The organism is Streptomyces sp. NPDC014734, from assembly GCF_043083325.1.
Classification (GTDB): Bacteria; Actinomycetota; Actinomycetes; order Streptomycetales; family Streptomycetaceae; genus Streptomyces.
This window is the reverse complement of sequence record NZ_JBIBYN010000007.1, coordinates 215,517-233,439: the sequence shown is the minus strand read 5'-3', so window position 1 is coordinate 233,439 and position 17,923 is coordinate 215,517. Positions and strand designations below refer to the sequence as shown.

General features: G+C 70.0%; 19 protein-coding genes. 6 read left to right on the top strand and 13 right to left on the bottom strand.

What is annotated here, in order from left to right; translation table 11 throughout:
- Positions 1 to 149: 149 nt before the first annotated feature.
- Positions 150 to 2,777: an aminopeptidase N gene (pepN, locus tag ACF1CT_RS14545; protein WP_391784151.1), complete on the bottom strand. Its 2,628-nt coding sequence runs from the start codon at positions 2,775 to 2,777 to the stop codon at positions 150 to 152.
- Positions 2,778 to 2,923: 146 nt separating this feature from the next.
- Here pepN and ACF1CT_RS14540 point away from each other — a divergent pair, with 146 nt between their 5' ends.
- Both ACF1CT_RS14540 and ACF1CT_RS14535 read left to right on the top strand, forming a co-directional pair.
- Positions 2,924 to 3,574: a DsbA family protein gene (locus ACF1CT_RS14540; RefSeq protein WP_391784150.1), complete on the top strand. Its 651-nt coding sequence runs from the start codon at positions 2,924 to 2,926 to the stop codon at positions 3,572 to 3,574.
- Positions 3,575 to 3,764: 190 nt separating this feature from the next.
- Positions 3,765 to 4,529, top strand: a complete 765-nt coding sequence (locus tag ACF1CT_RS14535) for a MerR family transcriptional regulator (RefSeq protein ID WP_391784149.1) — start codon at positions 3,765 to 3,767, stop codon at positions 4,527 to 4,529.
- A 266-nt stretch (positions 4,530 to 4,795) separates the two neighbouring features.
- On the opposite strand, the gene ACF1CT_RS14530 is transcribed toward ACF1CT_RS14535, so the two are convergent.
- Together ACF1CT_RS14530 and ACF1CT_RS14525 are read right to left on the bottom strand one after the other, a co-directional pair.
- On the bottom strand, positions 4,796 to 5,722 hold the full coding sequence (locus ACF1CT_RS14530) for an NADP-dependent oxidoreductase (protein WP_391784148.1): 927 nt from the start codon (positions 5,720 to 5,722) through the stop codon (positions 4,796 to 4,798).
- 138 nt (positions 5,723 to 5,860) lie between these two features.
- Positions 5,861 to 7,081 (bottom strand): MFS transporter, encoded by a 1,221-nt coding sequence (locus ACF1CT_RS14525; RefSeq protein WP_391784147.1) that lies wholly within the window; start codon positions 7,079 to 7,081, stop codon positions 5,861 to 5,863.
- A 62-nt stretch (positions 7,082 to 7,143) separates the two neighbouring features.
- On the opposite strand from ACF1CT_RS14525, the gene ACF1CT_RS14520 reads away from it, so the two are divergent.
- Both ACF1CT_RS14520 and ACF1CT_RS14515 read left to right on the top strand, forming a co-directional pair.
- Complete coding sequence (locus tag ACF1CT_RS14520) at positions 7,144 to 8,121, top strand: ArsR/SmtB family transcription factor (RefSeq protein WP_391784146.1); 978 nt, start codon at positions 7,144 to 7,146, stop codon at positions 8,119 to 8,121.
- Between the two features lie 144 nt (positions 8,122 to 8,265).
- A complete protein-coding gene (locus tag ACF1CT_RS14515) occupies positions 8,266 to 9,189 on the top strand; it encodes a hypothetical protein (RefSeq protein WP_391784145.1) in 924 nt (307 codons plus the stop codon).
- Between the two features lie 357 nt (positions 9,190 to 9,546).
- Here the strand turns inward: ACF1CT_RS14515 and ACF1CT_RS14510 are convergent, their stop codons facing one another.
- From ACF1CT_RS14510 to ACF1CT_RS14500, 3 genes are all read right to left on the bottom strand, one after another.
- Positions 9,547 to 9,711 carry a hypothetical protein gene (locus ACF1CT_RS14510; protein ID WP_391784144.1) on the bottom strand — a complete coding sequence of 55 codons (165 nt, stop codon included), beginning with the start codon at positions 9,709 to 9,711 and terminating at the stop codon, positions 9,547 to 9,549.
- A 249-nt stretch (positions 9,712 to 9,960) separates the two neighbouring features.
- On the bottom strand, positions 9,961 to 10,797 hold the full coding sequence (locus ACF1CT_RS14505; protein WP_391784143.1) for an MOSC domain-containing protein: 837 nt from the start codon (positions 10,795 to 10,797) through the stop codon (positions 9,961 to 9,963).
- Positions 10,794 to 11,453: a CatB-related O-acetyltransferase gene (locus ACF1CT_RS14500; RefSeq protein ID WP_391784142.1), complete on the bottom strand. Its 660-nt coding sequence runs from the start codon at positions 11,451 to 11,453 to the stop codon at positions 10,794 to 10,796. Before ACF1CT_RS14500 ends, ACF1CT_RS14505 begins: the two co-directional genes overlap by 4 nt.
- 100 nt (positions 11,454 to 11,553) lie before the next feature.
- Here ACF1CT_RS14500 and ACF1CT_RS14495 point away from each other — a divergent pair, with 100 nt between their 5' ends.
- A complete protein-coding gene (locus ACF1CT_RS14495) occupies positions 11,554 to 12,222 on the top strand; it encodes an O-methyltransferase (protein ID WP_391784141.1) in 669 nt (222 codons plus the stop codon).
- Between the two features lie 90 nt (positions 12,223 to 12,312).
- Here the strand turns inward: ACF1CT_RS14495 and ACF1CT_RS14490 are convergent, their stop codons facing one another.
- The 5 genes from ACF1CT_RS14490 to ACF1CT_RS14470 form a co-directional block, all read right to left on the bottom strand.
- Positions 12,313 to 12,822 (bottom strand): hypothetical protein, encoded by a 510-nt coding sequence (locus ACF1CT_RS14490; protein ID WP_391784140.1) that lies wholly within the window; start codon positions 12,820 to 12,822, stop codon positions 12,313 to 12,315.
- Entirely contained in the window at positions 12,819 to 12,947 is a 129-nt protein-coding gene (locus tag ACF1CT_RS14485) for a hypothetical protein (RefSeq protein ID WP_391784139.1), read from the bottom strand. Before ACF1CT_RS14485 ends, ACF1CT_RS14490 begins: the two co-directional genes overlap by 4 nt.
- Before the next feature lie 112 nt (positions 12,948 to 13,059).
- Positions 13,060 to 13,569 carry a hypothetical protein gene (locus ACF1CT_RS14480; protein WP_391784138.1) on the bottom strand — a complete coding sequence of 170 codons (510 nt, stop codon included), beginning with the start codon at positions 13,567 to 13,569 and terminating at the stop codon, positions 13,060 to 13,062.
- On the bottom strand, positions 13,566 to 15,008 hold the full coding sequence (locus ACF1CT_RS14475) for a hypothetical protein (protein ID WP_391784137.1): 1,443 nt from the start codon (positions 15,006 to 15,008) through the stop codon (positions 13,566 to 13,568). The genes ACF1CT_RS14480 and ACF1CT_RS14475 overlap by 4 nt, the downstream gene beginning before the upstream one ends.
- Positions 15,009 to 15,041: 33 nt before the next feature.
- Entirely contained in the window at positions 15,042 to 15,482 is a 441-nt protein-coding gene (locus ACF1CT_RS14470; protein WP_391784136.1) for a hypothetical protein, read from the bottom strand.
- Between the two features lie 201 nt (positions 15,483 to 15,683).
- Between ACF1CT_RS14470 and ACF1CT_RS14465 the strand changes: the two genes are divergently transcribed.
- Positions 15,684 to 16,559 (top strand): alpha/beta fold hydrolase, encoded by an 876-nt coding sequence (locus tag ACF1CT_RS14465; protein WP_391784135.1) that lies wholly within the window; start codon positions 15,684 to 15,686, stop codon positions 16,557 to 16,559.
- 164 nt (positions 16,560 to 16,723) lie between these two features.
- Here ACF1CT_RS14465 and ACF1CT_RS14460 read toward each other — a convergent pair whose 3' ends face one another.
- Both ACF1CT_RS14460 and ACF1CT_RS14455 read right to left on the bottom strand, forming a co-directional pair.
- Positions 16,724 to 17,365 carry a superoxide dismutase gene (locus tag ACF1CT_RS14460; RefSeq protein WP_391784134.1) on the bottom strand — a complete coding sequence of 214 codons (642 nt, stop codon included), beginning with the start codon at positions 17,363 to 17,365 and terminating at the stop codon, positions 16,724 to 16,726.
- Positions 17,366 to 17,561: 196 nt separating this feature from the next.
- Complete coding sequence (locus ACF1CT_RS14455; RefSeq protein ID WP_391784133.1) at positions 17,562 to 17,912, bottom strand: hypothetical protein; 351 nt, start codon at positions 17,910 to 17,912, stop codon at positions 17,562 to 17,564.
- Positions 17,913 to 17,923: the final 11 nt, after the last annotated feature.

Here is a 17,923-nt window from a genome sequence, read left to right as displayed (position 1 = left end):
GCACCACCGCACGCGCCGCACGACCGGAAGAGGGGCAGTTCCGGCGGATGTCTCCACCGGAACTGCCCCGCCTCCCGGCCCGCCCGATCGCCGCCGGGCCGGGCGGGGCTCCGTCGGATGCCGGTCGGCGCGGTCGCGCCCGCGTCGCCCTACAGGCTCTGGGCGCGCAGTGCCCGCGCCAGGTCGTCCCGCGACTCCAGCACCAGCCTGCGCAGCGCGGGCGCCGCCTCCCCGTGCGAGGCCAGCCACGCGTCCGTCGCCGCCAGCGTCGACGGGTCGTCCTGGAGCGCCGGGTACAGCCCCCGCACCACGACCACCCCGATCTGGATGGACCGCTCGGCCCACACCCGCTCGATCTCGGCGAAGTACTTCTCCGTGTACGGCGCCAGCAGCTCCCGCTGCGACGGCTGCACGAGACCCGCGATGGTGGCCTCCACCAGCGCGTTGGACAGCGCCTCCGACTCCACGACGTCCGCCCAGCCGCGCGCCTTGACCTCGGCCGAGGGCCGCGAGGCCAGGCACCGCACGTGGTGCCGCTCGCCGGACGCCGTGTCGTCACGGGCCAGTTCGGCATCGAGCACCGCCTCGTCGACCGCCCCGTGCGCGGCCAGCGGCGACAGCAGCGCCCACCGCAGCTCCTGGTCGACGTCGAGCCCGTCGATCACGGCCGAACCGTCGAGCAGCCCCCTCAGGAGCTGGAAGTCGGTGTCCGCGTCGGCGACCGACGCGAAGAACCGCGCCCAGGCGAGCTGGTGCTCGCTGCCCGGCTCGGCGACCCGCAGCTCCCGCAGCGCGCCCTCGGCCAGTGCCCGGCCGCCCTCCTCGCGCCACGCCGGGGCCGCGTAGTGGACGAGCGCGGTCCGGGTCCAGCTGTGCAGCATCTGGAGGACGCCGATGTCGGACTCGCGGCCGGAGAAGGCGAGCACCAGGGAGACGAAGTCGCGGGCCGGCATCAGCCCGTCGCGCGTCATGTTCCACAGCGCCGACCAGCACAGCGCCCGCGCGATGGGGTATCCCCTGCTCGAACGGAGTTGAGAGCTTGGGGAAGGGTCGGTCAGGTCGCCGAGGTGTTCCCGCAGCGTGGCCAGCGACACCTCGTCGAAACGGACCTTGCAGTAGGTCAGGTCGTCGTCGTTGACAAGGATCAGCTCGGGGCGCTCCGCCCCGGCCAGCTCCCCGACCACGGTGCGCGGACCCGCCACGTCGACCTCGGCGCGGGCGTACCGCACCAGCTCGCCGTCCGGGGTCCGCCGGTACAGGCCGACCGCGACCCGGTGCGGACGCAGTTCCGGATGGGACTCGGCCGCCTCCTGGAGGACCGCCAGCTCCGTGATCCGGCCCGCCGCGTCGTACGTCGCCACCGGAGTCAGCGAGTTGACGCCCGCCGTCTGGAGCCACGACTTCGCCCAGGCCGTCATGTCCCGCCCGGACGTCTCGGCCAGCACCGACAACAGGTCGTCCAGCCGGGTGTTGCCGTAGGCGTGCTTCTTGAAGTAGCGCCGGGCGCCCTCCAGGAACGCCTCCCGCCCCACGTACGCCACCAACTGCTTGAGCACCGAGGCGCCCTTGGCGTACGTGATGCCGTCGAAGTTGAGCTTGGCGTCCTCCAGGTCACGGATGTCGGCCGTGATCGGGTGCGTGGACGGCAACTGGTCGGCGCGGTACGCCCACGACTTGCGGTTGTTGGCGAAGGTGATCCAGCCTTCCTCGAAACGGGTGGCGCCGACCATCGCGAAGACGCCCATGAAGTCGGCGAACGACTCCTTCAGCCACAGGTCGTCCCACCACTGCATGGTGACGAGGTCGCCGAACCACATGTGCGCCATCTCGTGCAGGATGACGTTGGCCCGGCCCTCGTACGCGGCCCGGGTCACCTTGCCGCGGAAGATGTACTCCTCGCGGAACGTGACACAGCCCGGGTTCTCCATCGCGCCGAGGTTGTACTCCGGCACGAACGCCTGGTCGTACTTCCCGAACGGGTACGGGTAGTCGAAGTTGTCGTGGAAGAAGTCCAGGCCCTGCTTGGTGATGAGGAAGACGTCGTCCGCGTCGAAGTGGCGGGCGAGCCCCTTGCGGCACAGCGCGCCGAGCGGGATCTCCAGCGTCGTGCCGTCGTCGAACGTGCGGCTGTAGGAGTCGGTGACGTAGTGGTAGGGACCGGCGACGACCGCCGTGATGTACGTCGAGATCGGCTTCGTCTCGGCGAACCGCCACACCCCGCCGTCCCGCGACTCCTCGGCCCCGTTGCTCCAGACCGTCCAGCCCTCGGGCGCCGTCACCTCGAAGCGGTACGGGGCCTTGAGGTCGGGCTGCTCGAAGTTCGCGAACACCCGGCGCGCGTCGGCCGGCTCGTACTGGGTGTAGAGGTAGACCTCGCCGTCCTCCGGGTCGACGAAGCGGTGCATGCCCTCGCCGGTCCGGCTGTACGCGCACCGCGCGTCGACCACCAGGACGTTCTCACCCTCCGGCAGATCCTCCAGCGCCACCCGGGTCCCGTCGAAGACGGCGGCGGGGTCGAGTGCCCGCCCGTTCAGCGTCACCGCGTCCACGCCCGGCGCCACCAGGTCGGCGAAGGTCGACGCGCCCGCCCGCGCGGTGCGGAACCGGATGGTGGTCACCGAGCGGAAGGTCAGCGGGCCGGAGGAGGACCCGTCACCGTCCCCGGCGTCGGACCGGGCGACGGCCGACCGCAGATCCAGGGCGACCTCGTAACCGTCGACGCTCAGCAGCTCGGCCCGCTCGCGGGCCTCGTCGCGGGACAGGTTCTCACCGGGCACGGGCACACTCCTTTGTGTCATGTTCCTTTGTGTACGTTCGAATACTTTGATCCTCCCATGCCGCCTCCCGGCCCGGCGTCCGGGAATGGCCGGTGCACCCGAAGGCGTTGTGGCGCACAGGTGTGCACGTCCTTCTGAGGAGAACGATGTCCGAGAACAGCACGGCGACCGGCAGGACCCCCGTCGACTTCTGGTTCGACCCGCTCTGCCCCTGGGCGTGGATGACGTCCCGCTGGATGCTGGAGGTGGAGAAGGTCCGCGACGTCGAGGTCCGCTGGCACGTGATGAGCCTGGCCGTCCTCAACGAGGACAGGATCGACGAGCTGCCCGAGGAGTACCGGGACATGCTGGAGAACCAGGCCTGGGGCCCGGTCCGGGTGGTCGTCGCCGCCCGGCAGAAGCACGGCGACGACATCGTCGGCCCCCTCTACACCGCGCTCGGCACCCGCTTCCACAACCGGGGCGAGGGCCCCACCCGCGAGGCGATCGTGGGCGCGCTCGAAGACGTCGGCCTCCCCACCGACCTGGCCGAGTACATCGACTCCGACGCCTACGACACCGAGCTGCGCGCCTCCCACAAGGAGGGCATCGACAAGGTCGGCCAGGAGGTCGGCACCCCGGTCATCGCCGTCCCCGGCACCGACGGCGAGCAGATCGCCTTCTTCGGACCGGTCGTGACCCCCGCCCCGAAGGGTGAGGAGGCGGCGAAGCTGTGGGACGGCACGCTGCTGGTGGCGTCGATCCCCGGCTTCTACGAGATCAAGCGGACCCGGACACAGGGCCCGGTCTTCGACTGACACGGACGGCCGCGCGGGAGCCGGTGACGTCCGGGGTGCCGGGCGTCGTCCGGCCCCGTTCAGGGGCTGTCCGACGGGTCGGGGCCCGGCGCCCGTCCAACAGGGCTTCGGGCTTGCGCTTTCCGTTGCGGCAACTTCTACGGTCATGTGTGTGGCCGGAGAGACCGGCCCGGCGAGGGAGGCACCGGCAATGGCCTGGTCGATCGCGGAGGTGGCGCGGATGTCCAGGGTGACGTCGCGGACGCTGCGGCATTACGACGAGATCGGCCTGCTGCCGCCCGCATGGATCGGGAGCAACGGGCACCGCTACTACGAGGAGGCCGATCTGCTGCGGTTGCAGCAGATCCTGCTGATGCGGGAGCTGGACCTGGGGCTGCGCGAGATCCAGGCGGTCCTGGACAGCCGGCTCGACCAGGTGGCCGTGCTCCGTGAGCACCACCGACGGCTGCTCGCGGAACGGGACCGGCTGGAGACGCTGGCCCGTACGGTCGGCCGCACCATCGCCGAACTGGAAGAAGGCAAGGACAAGGGCCATATGACGAAGATCAACAAGCCGGAGAACCTGTTCGAGGGGTTCCAGCCCCCCTCCGAGGCCGAGGCCGAGGTACGGGAGCGGTGGCCGCAGGCGTGGGAGCAGTCCCGGCGGGCCGTCGAGGCGATGAACCCCGAGGACACGGAGCGCTGGCAGCGTGAGGTGACGGCGCAGATGATCCGTATGGCGGAGTTCATGGTGGCCGGCACGCCGGTGTCCGACCCGGCGGTGCAGGCCGAGGTCGACGCCAACTACCGGGGCATCTGCCGGTTCTGGACCCCGAACGCGCCCGCGTACAAGGGAGTGGGCCAGACCTATGTCGACGACCCGCGGATGCGGGCCAACTTCGACAGGATCGCCGACGGCCTCGCCGTCTACCAGCGCGATGCGATGACCGTGTACGCCGATGCCCGACTGAGCTGACCGCACGCGTCCAAGGGCTGTTCGGCGGGTCACGGGCGCAGCCGGGGGCGAATGGCCGCGACGGTCACGGTGGGTGCCGTGGAAGATGTACGCCCTCCTGTCGAACCGGATGGCTGCGGCACGGAAGTCCCTGGGGGGCGTTGGTCGTTCGCTCGGCCTCGCCCCTGCGCCCGTGGAGCGATGTGCCGAAGCCGGCGGGCCGACCGCCCCGGCGGCCACGGTGCTGACGGCCCGCCGGCTTCACCCCTCTCTCGCTCCCCAGCCCCTCAGTCCGGTACGACGACCAGCTTGCCGCGCACATGGCCGCCCTCGCTCAGGCGGTGGGCCTCGGCCGCCTCCGCCAGCGGGTACGTCCGTGCCACCGACAGGGTGAGTCCACCGGCCACGACCAGCGCGGCAGCCTGCTCAAGACGCTCACGGACGGTGTCCGTGCCGGCGAACACGAAGCGCACCGCGTGGGCCGCCGCCCCGTGGTCGGCGATCGTGACCACGCGCTCCGGCCCGCCGGTCACCTCGACGAGGTCCGGCAGCGAACCCTTCCCGGCGGCATCGAACGCCGCGTCCACGCCGTTCGGGGCGACGGCACGGATCCGCTCGGCGAGTCCTTCGCCGTAGGTCACGGGTTCGGCGCCGAGCGCACGCAGATACGCGTGGTTGCGCGCGCTCGCCGTACCGATCACGGTGGCGCCGAGATGCTTGGCGATCTGCACGGCGACGGACCCGACACCGCCCGCCGCCCCGTCCACGACCAGCGTCTCCCCGGCCGCCACCCCGAGGTCACCGAGCGCCTGGTACACGGTGTTGACGGCCACCGGCAGCCCGGCCGCGATCTCCCAGGGGACGTTGCCGGGCCTGTGCGCGAGCCGTGCCGCGGGAGCGAGCGCGAACTCCGCGTAGCCGCCGGAGCCGATCGAACCGAAGACCTCGTCCCCCGCCCCGAAGTCGGTGACGTCCTCGCCGACCGCCACGACGACTCCGGCGACGTCACCGCCGGGCACGGACGGGAACGTCACCGGCATCATCGCCGCGACGGCCCCGCTGCGCAGCTGCCAGTCCAGCGGATTCACCCCGGCGGCCCGGACCCCGATCAGTACCTCCCCGCGCCCCGGGCGCGGCACCTCTCGGTCCACCACATGCAGGACCTCGGGCCCGCCGTACTCCGTGAACTGCACCGCACGATACGTCTCCAACACGTCTTGTCCCCTTGTTCTCTTGTCGACCTGCCCGCTCGCGATGCCCGGACCCGACGCGTCCCGCCGGGGCCGGATCGGGCGACGCGGGCAAGTCAAGCGGGTGCGGGACCACCGGTCACCCGGATTTGCTTCTGCCGGTCACCCGGATGTGCTCCCGGCCGTTCCCGGTGTCCGGCCGCCCGCCGGGGCGTCCGCCGACCCGGCGGCCCGCCGTTCCGCCCCCGCCAGGGCCAGGGTGACCGCGACGGACGCCCCCGCCATCACGGACATCGCCGTCGCGGGCGTGGTCCACTGGGCGACGGTCCCGGCGAGCGAGGCCGCGACACCCTGCAGGGTGAGCATGCCCGAGGAGTGCAGTCCGAGCGCCTGACCGGTCATCCCGTCCGGGGTCAGGGCCATCAGCCGCTCCTGGAGCAGCAGGCTCGCCGCGAACCCGACCGACGCGAGCAGGGCCAGGGCGAGCGCGAGCGGCACCGCCGGACGCGTGGCGAACAGCAGGTACGGAGCGGCCAGGAGCAGCAGCAGCGGGGTCGCCGCCCGTGCCCGCGTGCGCGGGGCGAGGAACCGGCCCACTGCCGTGTCCCCGATGAGCATCCCCAGCGCGGCGAAGGCGAAGAGGAGCCCGGCACGGTCGGGGGAGTACGGGACGAACAGCGACTCGCAGCCGACGACCAGCCCGTTCGGCACCCAGAGCGCGAGGTAGGTCCGGCGGCGCGGACCCGAGGACCACAGCACGGTGTTGATCCGCCACGTCTCGGCGACCGACGGCCGCCCGGTGGCGCGGGGCGGCCGTCGCGCCAGCCCGAACCGGGCCACGGCCGCCCCGGTCAGGTACAGGGCGGCGGCCACCAGCAGCGTCCCGCGCGCGGACAGCGTCACCAGCAGCAGCCCGCCGAGCGCGTACCCGCCGACCTGCGTCAGGCCGGCGCACATGTTCAGTACCGAACGCCCCAGCAGATAACCGTCCTTGGGAAGTACCTCGTTGAGCAGGCCGTACCGCACCCCGCCGCCCACCGCCGCGATCACCCCCTGGGCCAGGACGATCGCGAAGACGGCCGGAAGCGGGAGTCCGGGCACGGCGAGCACGGCGGTCGCCAGCCCGAAGGCGAGCGCCATCCCACTCAACGCGGCCCGGGGCGGCAACCGGTCCGCCGCCGACATGAGCACGCTCGCCCCGATCACCTGGGCGAGGGAGGAACCGAACATGGACAGGGCGGCGAGCAGCGGCGAATCGGTCGCCGCGTAGACGAGGGACCCGAGGGCCAGCCCGCTCGTGGTCTGCCCGGCGACCTGGGTGGCGGTGGTCGCGAAGAGCGGCCGGAACTGCGGTGTCCGGAGGAGTTCTCGGTAGGTGCGCATGCGGGGGAGTCTCGGCAGCCGTCCACGCGGATCGTTACTCTTTCGCGCGGAGGCGAAACGTCATGGGCCTGTGGCAGATCAACACGGACACCCTCGCCGGAAGCCGGTTCCTCGTCTCGCCGCTCGCCGAGACCGTCGCCGCCGTACAGGTCCTGGAGCGGGGGAGTGCCCACCACCCCGGCGAACGGTCCTGGCTCGACACCCATCTGCCCGCCTACCGCGCCCGGCAGGCCGCCGACCCGGTGGCCGCCCTTCTCGTGCGGGTGGCGCTCTGCGGCACGTGGAACGCGGACTTCCTCACCCCCACCCCCACGGGCGAGGGCGTGCCGACCTTCGAGGAGGAGCTGACGCCCGTACGCGCCACCACACCCGAGCGGGCCCGGTCCGACCTGCTGACGTCCCTCGGCGGCCGGCCCCTTCCGCCGCTCCTGGACCGCGACGACCTCGCCCGGTCCGCGGCCGGGGTCCTGCGCTGGGTCTGGTGCCACACCGTCTTGCCGGACTGGCCGCGCCGCCGCCGGATCATCGAGGCGGACGTCGTCGCCCGGACCGGTCAGCTGAGCCGGGACGGCTGGGCCGCCGCCCTCGACGGTCTGCGCCCGGGGATGCGCTGGCTCGGCGACAGCCGTCTGCGGATCAACGCGCACGACTACCCGCCCAAGCACCTGGCCGGGGTGCGTCTCTTCTTCGTCCCCGTCACCCAGCGCGCGGGCTGGGTGTCCTGGGACGACGGCGCCCTGCGGTACGCGGTCGTCTACCCGTGCTCGGGCGCCCTCGCCGACGCGGACCGGGAACCGGTGCCGGACGCCCTGGGCCGTCTGCTCGGCCCCGCGCGGGCGGCGGTGCTGGTCCTCCTCGCCCACCCCAAGAGCACCACCCAACTGGTGGCGCTGACCGGTCAGGGACTCGGCTCGGTGGGCCGTCACCTCAAGGTGCTGCTGGACTCCGGCCTGGCCGACCGGCGCCGGGCCGGGCGGTCGGTGCTGTACTTCCGTACGGACGTGGGCGACGCCGTGGTGGGGGAGCGGCGGGAGAGGTGAGGGGGATGGGCCCGGTTGTCCGAGGGGGGAAATAGGCTGCGGAGGAGCAGCGGAACAACTGGTTGTGTCGTCCTGTGAGTTGGTTCGTCCGCCTGCCGGGAGGACGGCATGACGCAATGTCGGCACAGTCCATCGGGAGGGGTCATGGCGGTTCGGGGCAAGGGGAGCGGCGAACGGGGCCGGCCGGCGGATCCGGACGGGCTGGGCGAGGTCCTCGTCCGCTACCGGGAACGTCCGACGATGGGCAAGCTCGCCCTGACCGTCGCTCCGGTGGTCGCGTTCCGCCTGTTCATCGACGTGCCCGAGGCCACGCACGGCGTCGGGCACCTCGTATTCGACGCCGTCTGCGCGCTGCTTTTCGTCTGGGGGGTGTTCGAACTCATCCGTTCCCTCGCCTCCTGGCTGGTCCTGTACGAGGACGGGATCGTCTACCGGGGCCGGAGCAAGGTGCGGTGGGCGCTCCGCTGGGAGGACATCCACGACGTGGTTCTGACCCGCCACGTCACCCACCTGGGGTCGACCGCGATACGGCCGGTCTCGAACCGGGTCGAGGCCCGGATAGAGCTGGCTCCCGGCCCGGGCTCCCACCGCCTGTCCGGCAACTACTTCCTGACCGACACCGGTGGCAGCTTCCTCCGCACGCTCCTGCGTTCACCGGGCACCCTGACACCGATGTTCGGCGAGATCATCGAACGCGTCGTGGCGGCGCGTGCGGGGAAGATCGTGCGCGAGCTGGCCGACGGCGGTGACGTCCGGTACGACTCCTTCGAGATCGGCGCCACGTACCTGTACGTTCACGGCGCCGCCGACGAGATCGCCTGGGACGAGGTCACCCGGCTGGTGGTGGACGACCACCAGGTCGCCATCACCGTTCCTCACCTGCGGCGCCGCATGGAGGGATTGAGGCTCGGGGCGGACGGTCGCCGGGGGAACTACCGGGTCGGCGGGGACAACACGCTGTACATCGAGGCCAAGGGGATGAGCCCGTGTCAGCGAGCCGTCATCTGGTCGGTCATGTCCCACATCGCGGATTCCCTGGAGGCCGACAAGAAGACGGACCCGCGGTGACGACACCCGTGGACGCGGCCCGCACGGGCCACGCGCGCCACCCGGCCACGACCGACGCCGCGCGGGCGGTGCGGAGGCACGGCTCCCCGGCCCGGACGAGGATCCCGCCGACGGGGCACTCGCATCGTCGGACGGTCGTGAGGCGCGGCGTACTCGCGTACTCATGGCGATTCCGGCCGGCCGACGGGCAGCTGGGCCCACACGGTCCTGCCTTCACCACTCCCTCGCGCACCGCCGCGTTCTTCGCGCCGAACCCGACTCCGTCGTCGTACTCCGGCGCGTGGCGGTACAAGGAACGCGGGCTGTGAACGAGTGGGCGCCGGGCGGGAGTCGGGGCTCCCCCGCCCGGGGCCCGGATCACTTCCGACTGGCCTTGACTTCGTCGCGCACCGCGCGAACGGACCGAATCGCCGTGATCATCTTCTGGGCGAGTGCGGGAACTTGGTCGAACAGGTGCCCCAGCACAGTGAAGCCCCCCACGACCGCAGCAGTCCCCACGGTCACCCAACCCGTCAGCTCCATATGGCTCCTTTCAGAGAGGGATCGGCACAGGCGCCGAGATAGCCGCCCCGGCCCCCAAACGAGGGCGGTCGCCCCGGCTCGCCTTATCGGCTCCGGTCTCTCTCTTCGTGAACCACACGGTTTTTCGGGCGACTTGAGTCTATCCAGCCCGATCGGACTTGTCCCGGCGTCCTCGGGGACGTCGCGGCGTGAAGGCCGCATCCTTCACCGGCCGGCCCTTCACCCGCTGGTCCTTCACCGGCTGTTCTCTCACCGGCTCAGCCATTCCACGACCTCGACCACGTCCCCGACCTTCACCGCGCCCTCGCACACCACCGCGTTCTTCGCGCCGAAGCTGACCCTGTTGCCATACTCCGGCTCGCGGCGGTACGTCGACAGGGTGCGGATCGGCTCCGGGCCCACGCGCCGGCCGGTGGTCTGGTCGACCATGGGCACGGCGCACCGTGTGGCCCGTACCGAGTGGGCGAGTTCCACCGTGCCGACGAGCATCCGGCGTACCCGGTCCTCGAAGTGCGGCTCGTCGTCGCCGGTCAGGACGATGTTGGCACGGAAGCGGTTCATCGGAACGGGGGCCGCGCCCCGGGCGGTGATGCGGGCGTTGAGGTCGTCGAGGGAGGCCGTCGAGGCGACCAGGACCGCGTGGGCGTCGGCGAAGTTGAGCTTGCCCGGGGTGTCGCCCCAGCCGTCCCGGTCGAAGCCGGGCACCACACGCACCAGGCGGGACTTCGCGCCGAGCGCGTCGGAGAACCACTCCGCGGCCTTGTCGCCCTGGTCGGCGGCCACACCGAGCGGACGGTCGAACATGCTGACCTCGCGGCGCGGGCCGTCCGGGTCCGCGTCCAGCCGCAGCGGTCCGACGTTCTCGGCGGTCAGGGACAACGACGCTCCCGAGTCCAGGACTTCGACCCGGAGCGAGGCCATCACGGGGTGTGTGCGCTGGCTGCGAAAGGCGCCGTCGTCCGCGTTCACCACCATGAACGTGCGGTCGTGTTCGAGGCCGGTCCCGAGGACCTGGGCGGAGTCGACCGGGGTTCCGGCGCAGCCCTTCACCGGGTAGTAGACGAGTTCGCGAACGGTGATGGTCACGGTGTCCCTTCCGGGGCGGCCGCTTCGAGCGCGTCGACGCTGCCGGACATGATGGTGCGGATGTGGCGTGTGAGGTGGTCGAGAGGCCAGTCCCACCAGGCGACGGCGAGCAGCCGGGCGACGGTCTCGTCGTCGTACCGGGTGCGGATCAGCCGGGCCGGGTTCCCTCCGACGATGCCGTAGTCGGGCACGTCCGAGGTGACGACGGAGCCGGCGCCGATGATCGCGCCGTGCCCGATCCGTACGCCGGGCATCACCATGGAGCCGTACCCGAACCAGACGTCGTTGCCGACGACCGTGTCGCCCCGGCCCGGCAGCCCGGTCAGCAGGTCGAAGTGCTCGGACCAGGAGCCACCCATGGACGGGAACGGAAAGGTGGACGGGCCGTCCATCCGGTGGTTGGCGCCGTTCATGAGGAACCGCACCCCGGTGCCCAGCGCGCAGAACTTCCCGATGACCAGCTTCTCGGGGCCGTAGTGGTACAGCACGTTGCGGGTCTCGAACGCGGTCGCGTCGTCCGGGTCGTCGTAGTACGAGAAGTCCCCGACCTCGATCAGCCCGGACTTCACCAGCGGCTTCAGCAGCACGACCCGGGGCTGGCCGGGCATCGGGTGCAGCACGGCGGGATCGGCCGGAGCGGCGGGTACGGAGTTCATGGCGCCCATCATCGCACCCACTCCGTATGGGGTAAGTTTCTTTTGGGAACCCTGGGTGTTCGGTGAGGCGTCCAAGAGGCGCCCGGAAGAGGAGACACACATGACGACGGCTCGATGGACCGAGGTCGACGACTACTTCAACGGGCTTCTGGTGGGACCCGACGAGGCCCTTGACGCGGCCGTCGCGGCAAGCGACGAGGCGGGGCTCCCCGCGATCCAGGTCGCCGCCAACCAGGGCAAGCTGCTCCATCTGCTGACCCGGCTCCAGGGTGCGCGCACCGTGCTGGAGATCGGGACCCTGGGTGGCTACAGCACCATCTGGCTGGCGCGCGCACTGCCCGAGGGCGGCAGGGTCGTCACGCTGGAGGCCGACCCGGCGTACGCGGAGGTGGCGCGGGCCAACATCGAGCGGGCCGGGCTCGCCCATGTCGTCGACATCCGGGTCGGTCGGGCCCTCGACACGCTGCCGGAGCTCGCGGCGGAGGGGCATGGCCCCTTCGACGTGGTCTTCATCGACGCCGACAAGCCGAGCAACCCCGACTACCTGGCCTGGTCGCTGAAGCTCACCCGTCCCGGCAGCCTGGTCATCGCCGACAACGTCGTGCGCGACGGCGAGGTGGTCGATGGCGACAGCGACGACCCGAAGGTGCGGGGTGTGCGCCGGTTCACCGAACTCGTCGCCGCCGAACCGACGTTGACGGCCACCGCGCTCCAGACGGTCGGCAGCAAGGGATACGACGGGCTGATGATGGCCCTCGTCACCGACTGACCCGCGCGGGCGCCCGGGACGGCCGTGCGGAAGGCGCCGTTCGTGCGGGACGGCTGTGTGGAAGGCGCCGTTCGCGCGGTCCTCGCCTGATCAGAAGGCGCGCAGGTATACCCGGGCCCGGTCGGCGTCCAGGTCTTCGATATAGATCTCGATCCATGCGACGGTGCGCCGTCGGTTGTCTTCGGTGCATGGGGGGCAGACGCCGGCGTGCAGAGCGCCTTTCAGTGTTTCCGGCTCCGCAAGGCCGAGGTGCCTGAAGTGTTCGGATTGTGGCAGCGGGTTGACTTTCCATGCTTTCGGCGGGTTCGGGGATCGCAGGTCCTGTGCGACGGCTTTTGCCGTTTTCTTGTCGGTTTGGAAGGTGAGGATGTAGTTGTCTTCCCGGGGGTTGATCTGGACGGCTCCTTGTACGTCGGTTGCTCCGTCGGGGATTTTCACCTTCATGAATGCTGCGGCTTCGGGGGCTCCGGCGTCCTTTTCCCAGTACGGGTGGGTGTTTCGGTGAGGGGTGGGGGTTGGTTTGTTGGTGGAGCAGGCGGTGAGGAGTATGGCGGACGCGAGTACGGTGATCAGGGCTTTGTGTTTTCTGTTTTTGTTCATCGGTTTTTCTCGTCGCCTCGTGAGATGTCTTCGCGACCGCCTTTTCGGCCCGGGTCGGCGGGTTTCGCGTCGGGGTGCGTGTTGTCGCCCAGGTCGTGGGTGAGTGTTGCGCTGCTGCCGCGCATGTCGAACTCCTGGGCGATACCGACGGTGTGGAGATGGTCCCTGCCCTTGCCCTTGCCCTCGATGACGAATCCGCCAGGGAATTCTGGTTCCGTAATACGCGCGGGAGGACGGTCAGAAGGCGTGCAGGTATACCCGGGCCCGGTCGGCGTCCAGGTTTTCGATGTAGATCTCGATCCATGCGACGGTGCGCCGTCGGTTGTCCTTGACGCATGGAGGGCAGACGCCGGCGTGCAAGGAGTCTTTCAGTGTTTCCGGCTCCGCAAGACCGAGGTGCCCGAAGTATTCGATGTGCGGTGAGGAATTGATCCCCCACGGTTCCAGCGGATCGGGGGAGCGCAGGTCCTGTGCGACGAGTTTCGCTGTTTTCTTGTCGGTTTGGAAGGTGAGGATGTAGTTGTCTTCCCGGGGGTTGATCTGGACGGCCCCTTGTACGTCGGTTGCTCCGTCGGGGATTTTCACCTTCATGAATGCTGCGGCTTCGGGGGCTCCGGCGCTCTTTTCCCAGTACGGGTGGGTGTTTCGGTGAGGGGTGGGGGTTGGTTTGTTGGTGGAGCAGGCGGTGAGGAGTATGGCGGACGCGAGTACAGTGATCAGGGCTTTGTGTTTTCTGTTTTTGTTCATCGGTTTTTCTCGTCGCCTCGTGAGATGTCTTCGCGACCGCCTTTTCGGCCCGGGTCGGCGGGTTTCGCGTCGGGGTGCGTGTTGTCGCCCAGGTCGTGGGTGAGTGTTGCGCTGCTGCCGCGCATGTCGAACTCCTGGGCGATACCGACGGTGTGGAGGTGGCCCATGTCCTTGTCCTCGATGACGAATCCGCCAGGGAAATCTGTGGACTTTCCCTTGTCCCAGTTGTAGCGGTCCCACACGTTCACTTGGTATTCGAGGGAAACCTTCGGATGTCCGTCGTTTCCAGGTTTCACCGTTACCATGCCCGAGATGTTCTGCTCGTGTGATCCGACGGCGTGATACCAGTCCGTGCCAGGTGTGAATGTTCTGCCGACGTGCTTGCTCTCCACCGGCATTGAGACCGGCCTGTCGCCCCCGGCTTTCTCGAACTCGGCAAGGGCTTCTCTGCGCCACCGCTGCTGGTTTTTCGCGATGTGCACTTCCTCTATATCGGACCGGAACGATTCGTCGTCGTGCAGCATGCTGTTCACATCGAGGTCGAGAGGCTCTCCGGTGCCGCCCAAATAGTGCATCATGTTGCGAGACGCCTGGTTCTCGCCGGTGAAGTCGCCGGCCGTCGCGATACCCACGGCCAGGGCGTGGTATTTCAGATCCTGTGCGGTCGGCTTCTCCACGCCGAACGGCCCCGACCCGGGGTCCGGGGAATGCCATGAGTACTGGGGATCCATGATTCCTGCCGCACGTAACTCGTCGCCCCGTTCCTGGAGCAGGATGCTGCGGGTCACCGGATCCAGGTCGTGCCACCACTTGGCCACCTCCTTGCGGTCCTTGGGCATGTGGGAGGCCTTTCCGGCCGCCCGCAGGGACGGGTAGGGGCTGGTCGTGGCCTTCCGGTTGAAACCGTTGAGGGTGCCGTCCATCAGGTCGGAGTCGAGAACCGCGGCATCCAGGGCGAGGCGGATGCCGTCGTCGGCGTCGGAGATCGCCTTCACGGCTTGCGCGAGCTTCTGCGTCCACGCGTCCGCCGCCGTGCGGGCGCTTTCCCGGAAGGACGGGTCATGGACGTACGCCACGCGCTCGCTCTGTGTGAGACGTGTGGAGTCGAAGGCGACGACGCCGCTGTCCGAGACGCGCATCCCCGCTTCGGTGGCGTCGTCGCGTACCGCCTCGACTCGTTTCCGGAGGTCGGTGAGTTCCGTGTGCGCGTCACGCAGGATCTCGGCGATCGCCTTTGCCTCCTGGTGCGCTCCCCGGATCTCCTTGAGAGTGACGGTGAACCTGCCGTTGGCGGCCTGTGCGCTCAGCCCCACCCAGGAATCGCCGATCGAGATGCCGTGGACATCACGTTCGTACTGGTCCGCGAGTTTCTTTAACTCGACCGCCGCTTCCTCCCACTTGCCGGCTCCGGCGGAGAGTGCGGACAGATCGGTACTCATCGCTTCGTGGTAAGTCGGCACAACTCCCCCTGCTCAGATGCCGTGGATGCGTGACTGCCGGGTCAGTTGCGCGGCGATGCCGAGGTCGTTGTTCCGGAAGCTCGTGCCGGTCTCGCTCAGCAGCTCCTTTTCGGAAGCCAGGCGGCCGAGCAACATCTTGATCTGGCCCTCCCAGGTCTTGTGCGCCCTCTTCAACGCGCCGGACGTGTCCCAGCCGTAACCGTCCTTCGGCCCGAACTCCTTGACGGTGGACTTCGTCTGCTCGGCGGCGTGCCCGCCCTCCCGCTCCACGCCGGGTTCCAGGTCCTCCCCGATCGCCTTCGCCGCCGCCTTCTTCGCTGCCGGGCTGGAAGCCAGGTCCGGGGCGCTGACACCTCCTCCTCCGGCGGCCGGGGCGAGTTGGTTCAGTCGCATCGGCGTGGACTGCCGCGTGGCCGCGTCAGCCTTGATCTGCTCCCACTCGTCCCAAGCCATGTGTTTCCCCCGTCACTCGCTTGTCGAGCAGCCTAGGGGGCTGTCCCGCAATCCCTGGGGGCGCACGACGACATCCACGGCACCTCGCCGCGGCGTCCTCGGGCGGCCATCCGGCCGCCGGGGCCGTCCGAAGCGGTTCGTTCCGGCATCCGCCGGAAAGTCGTTCGACATGACCGGGCGAGCCTGGTCATGATCGGGTGCATGATTTTGCGCGTGAATGATCCAGTTCGTATCGGTACGGAAGAGTTGGCGGGAGGACGACTGCTGGGCTGGGCCGAATGGGGTCCGCAGGACGGGGCGCCGGTGCTGCTGTCGCCGGGGGCCGCCACCAGCCGGCACCTCGGTTTCGGTGACGAGGTCGTGGACGGGCTCGGCGTGCGGCTGATCTCCTTCGACCGTCCGGGGCTCGGGGCCTCCTCGCCGCTGCCGGGCCGTACCTTCGGCGACTTCGCCGAGGACATCCGCGCGTTCTGTGCCCGGCGCGGCCTGGACCGGCCGCTGATGGTCGGCAACTCGCAGGGGGCGCCCTTCGCCCTGGCCTGCGCCGCCGCCGGGGTGGTCGGCGCGCTCGCGGTGGTGTCCGGGGCGGACGAGGTCGCCGAGCCGCGGTTCGCCGACGCGCTTCCGGACGACCTGCGGGGCCTGGTCGACCTGGCGGTGTCCGACCCGGCCGCCGCCGAGAAGGTCTTCGCCGGGTTCAGCGCGCAGGCCATGTGGGACATGGTCATGTCCCACAGCCCCGCGTGCGACCTCGCCGTCTACCGGCAGCCGGACTTCGCCGCGGCCTACCGCCGCGCCCTGGACGAGGCCTTCGTGCAAGGGGCCGCCGCGGGCTATGCCCGGGACACCGCGCTGGCCATGGGCCGGTGGGGCATCGCGCTGTCGGACATCGCCGTACCCGTCGACCTCTGGTACGGGGAGAAGGACACCAGCCACTCGCCCGACCTGGGCGCCGGTCTCACCGCGCGCATCCCGGGCGCGGTCCGGCATCTGGTGCCCGACGCGGGCGGGTCGGTGCTCTGGACGCACGCCGGCCAGGTGCTGAGCACCCTGCTGGCACATGCCCCCACCGCCTGATCCGTCACCGGCGGCCCGGTCCGGCGCGCGGCCGCACGACAAGAAGAACCCCCGCCAGTCACGTCCTGACGGGGGTTCTCCCTTCATCCGCCTGCCCGGTGAAGGTTGAGAAGACGATCACGAGGCAGGACGTTCACGGGGCGGAACGTCCACGCCCCTCCCGGTCAGGGGGCGAGCAGCAGCACGTCGGCGCGCTCCTTGGCGGCCGCGTAGCGCTTCGCCACGTCCTGCCAGTTGACGACGGCCCACATGGCCTCGATGAAGTCGACCTTCTGGTTCTTGTACTGGAGGTAGAAGGCGTGCTCCCAGGCGTCGAAGACCAGGACCGGGGTGGAGCCCTGGCCGACGTTGCCCTGGTGGTCGTAGACCTGCTCCACGATCAGCTTGCCGCTGACCGGCTCGTACGCCAGGACGCCCCAGCCGGAGCCCTGCGTGGTGGCGGCGGCCTTCGTCAGCTGGGCCTTGAAACCGGCGAAGGAGCCGAACGACTCCGTGATCGCGTCCGCGAGGTCGCCCACACCGTCCGCCGCGAGCGGCTCGCCGCCGCCGTCACCGGTCATGTTGTGCCAGTAGATCGAGTGCAGGATGTGGCCGGAGAGGTGGAACGCCAGGTTCTTCTGGAGCCCGTTGATCGACCCCCAGGAGCCCTTGTCGCGCGCCTCCTCCAGCTGCTCCAGGGTGTCGTTCGCGCCCTTCACGTACGCGGCGTGGTGCTTGTCGTGGTGGAGCTCGATGATCTGCGGATTGATGACCGGTTCGAGCGCCGCGTAGTCGTACGGGAGTTCCGGAAGCGTGTACGTGGCCATGGTTCGAACCCTCCAGCTGCTTTCCTGTTGTTATTGCAATCAAGATGCAGAAGCAGGCTAACAGCAGGAGTGGTCGATGGTGATCAGTCCTTCGTCTTAGGACCGGCGTCGTGTCGTGACGCCCGGATCGCGGCGGAGGTGGGGCGGGGGCGGGGGCCGCCCCGACGGCCCGTGGAGGCGGTGGGGCGTCCCGGCGTCAACTCCAGGGCCAGGGGGCGTTCTGATTCAGCGAGCCCACGGCCAGGCCGCCCGCGCAGGCGATGAGCCAGTCGGCCGCCGTCCACCGCTGCACGAGACTCCGCACCGCGGCACCCGCCTGCGTGGGGAGGACGCAACCGCCCACCACCAGCGCCATCAGGTCGCCGGCCTCGGTTTCCTGGTTCCCGGTCAGTGCGAAGCCGGCCGTGGTCGCCATGGTCGCCAGGAGCAGGTTCGCCGTGTTCGTCCGGCTCAGCGAGGGAAGCTCCGCCCCGGAGCCCCTGCGGACGGCGTAGAAGATCAGTACGGCCACCTCCGCGGCCATGACGAGGAGTGCTATCAGCACCATCGCTCCTTCGA

Coding starts and splice junctions, on each gene's coding strand:
- ACF1CT_RS14540 (WP_391784150.1), top strand. CDS start 2,924: ATGTCCGAGAACAGCACGGCGACCGGCAGGACCCCCGTCGACTTCTGG.
- ACF1CT_RS14535 (WP_391784149.1), top strand. CDS start 3,765: ATGGCCTGGTCGATCGCGGAGGTGGCGCGGATGTCCAGGGTGACGTCG.
- ACF1CT_RS14525 (WP_391784147.1), bottom strand. CDS start 7,081: ATGCGCACCTACCGAGAACTCCTCCGGACACCGCAGTTCCGGCCGCTC.
- ACF1CT_RS14520 (WP_391784146.1), top strand. CDS start 7,144: ATGGGCCTGTGGCAGATCAACACGGACACCCTCGCCGGAAGCCGGTTC.
- ACF1CT_RS14515 (WP_391784145.1), top strand. CDS start 8,266: ATGGCGGTTCGGGGCAAGGGGAGCGGCGAACGGGGCCGGCCGGCGGAT.
- ACF1CT_RS14510 (WP_391784144.1), bottom strand. CDS start 9,711: ATGGAGCTGACGGGTTGGGTGACCGTGGGGACTGCTGCGGTCGTGGGG.
- ACF1CT_RS14500 (WP_391784142.1), bottom strand. CDS start 11,453: ATGAACTCCGTACCCGCCGCTCCGGCCGATCCCGCCGTGCTGCACCCG.
- ACF1CT_RS14495 (WP_391784141.1), top strand. CDS start 11,554: ATGACGACGGCTCGATGGACCGAGGTCGACGACTACTTCAACGGGCTT.
- ACF1CT_RS14490 (WP_391784140.1), bottom strand. CDS start 12,822: ATGAACAAAAACAGAAAACACAAAGCCCTGATCACCGTACTCGCGTCC.
- ACF1CT_RS14485 (WP_391784139.1), bottom strand. CDS start 12,947: ATGCGCGGCAGCAGCGCAACACTCACCCACGACCTGGGCGACAACACG.
- ACF1CT_RS14480 (WP_391784138.1), bottom strand. CDS start 13,569: ATGAACAAAAACAGAAAACACAAAGCCCTGATCACTGTACTCGCGTCC.
- ACF1CT_RS14475 (WP_391784137.1), bottom strand. CDS start 15,008: ATGAGTACCGATCTGTCCGCACTCTCCGCCGGAGCCGGCAAGTGGGAG.
- ACF1CT_RS14470 (WP_391784136.1), bottom strand. CDS start 15,482: ATGGCTTGGGACGAGTGGGAGCAGATCAAGGCTGACGCGGCCACGCGG.
- ACF1CT_RS14465 (WP_391784135.1), top strand. CDS start 15,684: ATGATTTTGCGCGTGAATGATCCAGTTCGTATCGGTACGGAAGAGTTG.
- ACF1CT_RS14460 (WP_391784134.1), bottom strand. CDS start 17,365: ATGGCCACGTACACGCTTCCGGAACTCCCGTACGACTACGCGGCGCTC.
- ACF1CT_RS14455 (WP_391784133.1), bottom strand. CDS start 17,912: ATGGTGCTGATAGCACTCCTCGTCATGGCCGCGGAGGTGGCCGTACTG.